Annotated in this window: 3 protein-coding genes and 1 pseudogene; all 4 read right to left on the reverse strand. The window is 37.2% G+C overall.

Going from position 1 to position 3,966, the window contains the following annotated elements; translation table 11 throughout:
* On the reverse strand, nt 1-847 hold an 847-nt coding region (locus F957_RS03125; protein WP_016660566.1), incomplete at its 3' end, for a protein rep.
* Nucleotides 848-1,236: 389 nt separating this feature from the next.
* Complete coding sequence (locus tag F957_RS03120) at nt 1,237-1,521, reverse strand: hypothetical protein (RefSeq protein ID WP_235716454.1); 285 nt, start codon at nt 1,519-1,521, stop codon at nt 1,237-1,239.
* 79 nt (nt 1,522-1,600) lie between these two features.
* Nucleotides 1,601-3,295 (reverse strand): MobV family relaxase, encoded by a 1,695-nt coding sequence (mobV, locus tag F957_RS03115; RefSeq protein WP_016660567.1) that lies wholly within the window; start codon nt 3,293-3,295, stop codon nt 1,601-1,603.
* 103 nt (nt 3,296-3,398) lie between these two features.
* Nucleotides 3,399-3,966: pseudogene (locus F957_RS03110) on the reverse strand (protein rep); the annotation flags it as partial.

A 3,966-nucleotide genomic window follows, 5' to 3' on the forward strand; every position in this document is an offset into this window, starting at 1 on the left:
AGCCCCATTTTGCAATATAACTTGCATAGGTCTGCTCACCTGTTTTTTCCATTTTCAGGTCTACACCATATTTACGACTTGGCTTCCCAAGCCCACGTTTGACACACTTCTCAGCCCAGAACTCGTAAATCTCATCCTCAATTCTTGCTATATCTTCTTTCTGATATTCACGATCTAAAAACAGCAGTATATGCAGGTGGGGGTGAAAGCCATTTCTATCTGAATATTTGACCTCTGTTGCCGTGATCTCACCGACTACAGGGAACTGGTCTGCAAACCATTCCCGACTATTTCTATTTGTGAACAAGTAATTTTTAGCCTTTTTCATCTTGCTCAATAAGTCTTTCAGATCATCACCAAGATAGTGAGGAATAGTCAGCGTCAGCATTGCTACATGCATACCTTTTACGTTAGCTGAAGTTACCGCTTTAGCCACTAATTCTTTTTTTGCCAAACTCACTTTTTTTGAGCAATCCGGACACGTCCAAACGCTGCCACAATATTGAAGATTTCCGAAAGAAGCCCGATTTTTATCAGCGTCATAACGAACATCGACAGGTAATTCCTTATCAATACGTAATTTTCCGCAGTTACAGACACGGAATTCCTGTTTTTCTGCATTCGGGGTATAGAGGATCTGCCCAGCTTTCTCTTTTAACTGCTCGGTTTGTTTTCTGTATTCTTTGTACTTGGTATCGTCTTGCTGTAACCCTTGCTGTGACTGGGTGGAACAGAATTTAGTAATTGTTCCAAGGCGACTTTTTTTGGATGCAGGAACGCCACCAAATGACGCTAGAGCGCTGTTAGTAGAGGAAGGTAGGTTTTGATCGTTTAGATTGTTTAGCATGCTCAAGCCTATAATCAGGCTTGATGGAGAGGGAAATCACCTTTATACTGTCCGTATACATTGTGAAATCAGCACCTCAAGCCGCTGAAAGTAGCCAATCAAAAGCCTGATCCGCCAAGATATGGGGCTTTTTTTTGGTCTGTAAAAAACTAAAAGTAATATAACTTAAATATTTCTGTTATTCAAATATCTGATTTTAAAGTAAAAATTACACTAAATATTTACTCTAGTTAAATATCTAAGCCATTGTTTTCTAAGTTATTCGCACCCGTTGGGATGCTCTGTTACTCCCGTTTGAAATCAAAAGGGAGCTTGTAATCAGGGAAAAAGCATCTTAAATCGGATGATATTTGTGCCACTCGTAGACACTCGTTCACCTAAAATTTCAATTAACTGTTTAAAAGATTTCGACCTCTTGAAGTTATTTCTAAATGACCAAAAGACACAATTTGATCAACACTAATACTTATAGCATTCACAATAAAATTATTATCTTGAAGCTCTTTTAAAGCTTTTATCACATCATCAATTTCATACTCAGATAGGCTAACAATTTTATTATCCTCAACCTCTATTAAAGCAACTCTAGGATATTGAGCATTAGCAATCTCAAGTATTTTGCGTTTTAAGTCATTTAGCTGCATCTTTACCAACAAAATTAATAATTTATACAAGTCTTATTATACCACCACGCGAGCATGGAGTGGGATCAGTGCCACATCAAGCAAATTCAGACTTCCTTTTAATCAAAACCTACATCTCAAAATCATTTCCTTTTTTCTTTTCTTGCTCAAAATGAACACCTTTATCTATTTGATTTTTGTTAGATAGTTCCACCTGTTCATCATATTTTCGCTGTCTTTCCTTAGTTTGCTCATCACTCAAAAGGACATCATATTCATTCTTACACTTACCCACCAAAACATCACTTAAAGCGCGTTTTACCTCATTCGCTTTTTCATAAGCCCATGCACCACCCTCTTGTACCTGATCATCTATAATACTTTGAATTGCAAAAATATATTTTGCTGATGAATCAAAATTATCATAGTAACTTGGTTTTGTTCCCCAGCCGTTGAAAGTGTCGTCATAGTCCTTATTCTTTGATTCTGCACATTGATTCAAAATAATTTCTAATTTCTTTTTAAAATCATATGCTTCTCTATCATCCATTAGCCTAAGTATCTCAGCGTATGGGTTGGTTTTCGGCTCATTGTTATCGAGCAATGCAGCATAGTTAGAACCATCTCTAACAACACCCTCTAATTTGCTCTGTATTGCGCTATAAGCCAGTTTTTCAGTTTCGGCAGTACATTCACCAACTTTATTGCGTAAATGCGCTCTATCAGCCTCTATTTGCGTTCTACGATCATTTTCTAGTGTCTTCCTAAATTCTATTGCCTGTTGTCGTTCCTGCTCTTTTGCTAACTGTTCACGGTGCGCCCTTAATTGCGCTTCAAATCGTGCATCCTCTTCCCTTTTTCTAATCAATTGATTTTTATGATCTTGTATTCGATCTTTTAAGCTCTGTTCTATTTCCTTGTAATCATTTGGAAAAAGCTCTTTAAATTCAATAATTTGAGAAAACTCATCAAGCATTTTATCAATCTTTTTTTCTAATTTTTTTATCTGTTTTACTGCATTTCTATGGGCTTCTGCCTCTTTCTCTGTCTTAATAATTTGCTCTGAAAGCTTTACAGATAGGGCTTCTTGGGCTTTTAAAGACTGCTTTTGATAGTATTCATGCTGCTCATCAAAAAGACTTCCAAAATACTTCTGTATCTTTTCATCCTTTAATGATTTTCCATCCAGTGCATGAATAGTAGATTCATTATAAGTAACTGTTTTTAAAGGTGGTTTTTGAATTAAATATTTTTTATCATCAGGCTTTTGAATTTCAGCATAAAATTCTCTAATCGTTGTATGTTCTGCCTTACTCCCCTCTAACCCTCTTTCAAGTCCTAAATGCTTAACCTCATTGTGAAAATCAGTCTGCATTTTTGATAGTTTTGCCCTACCCCCTAAAAACTCCCTAGCATTCAATTTACCCTGTGAATCAATGGGCACAACATATGCAACAAGGTGCGGAGTAGTTTCATCACGGTGGATCGAGGTACTAATAACATTTTCAGCACCATGTTTTTGTTTTAACCATTCAACTGACGTTTTAAAAAAATCTGCCTCCCTCTCTGTCCCCAAACCCGACCAATCTGGAGACATCGTTATTAAATATTCAACACATAAGACAGCGTTTGAACGTGTTTTTTCAGGAAGTCGATTTTTAATACCATCTAAAACCTGTCCTGCTGTTTTTAAATCATGTTGGTTATTAGCAGTCCGAGAGGGGTCAGCATTCGGCGTTGGTCTAGTGCGATAGTTGTGGCTCAAAGATGAAGCAATATTGCCGATTGTTTTCAGTTTTCCTGTTCTAAGAATTACTTTACTCATATAACACATCCTATCGCTAGTTTTCCCCTAGTGTGCCACAGGGAAAAACATTAGCGAAGCGGAATGTGTACTCACTACACAATTTTAAAACTACGTTTTCAAATTATTCCATGAGCGGGGGAGATTTCTCCCCTCGACCCCTCGAAAAACGCGATGCGTTTTTAAGCCCGAACAGAAAATCCTTCGCGGATTTTAAGTCGGTCTGAATCCCATTTTTTTCAAAATCGGATTCCACGAGTTCAAGAAACTCGACACGTTTTTTGTGATAACAAATAGTCCACCAGTCTTGTGAACTTAAAGCAAATGCATCATAGACCTGGCTAGATTCTTCTTCTTGTTGATTAGCCAAATCTTCATCTTCTTCTAAATTTTTTAATCCCAATAATTCAAGCAAACCATTACTTGGTCTTATCTGTCTTGCGCCTTTAAATGCCTTCGCATATGTCCTAAAAATTCGGCTGTACTTATCAGATGTACTTACTTCCATTTGTGCCAAGTCTAATACTTCCCACATGGTCAAACTCGACATATTTTTTTTACCGATCTTCATATGTGATTGAGTCAGCTCAGAAGCTAAGCCCCATTTTGCAATATAACTTGCATAGGTCTGCTCACCTGTTTTTTCCATTTTCAGGTCTACACCATATTTACGACTTGGCTTCCCAAGCCCA

Origin of the sequence: Acinetobacter gyllenbergii CIP 110306 = MTCC 11365 (assembly GCF_000413855.1) — a bacterium.
In the GTDB taxonomy this organism is placed as follows: Bacteria; Pseudomonadota; Gammaproteobacteria; order Pseudomonadales; family Moraxellaceae; genus Acinetobacter; species Acinetobacter gyllenbergii.

Bases quoted from the DNA above. Each gene is read 5' to 3' on its own strand.
- mobV (WP_016660567.1), bottom strand. From the start codon at position 3,295: ATGAGTAAAGTAATTCTTAGAACAGGAAAACTGAAAACAATCGGCAAT.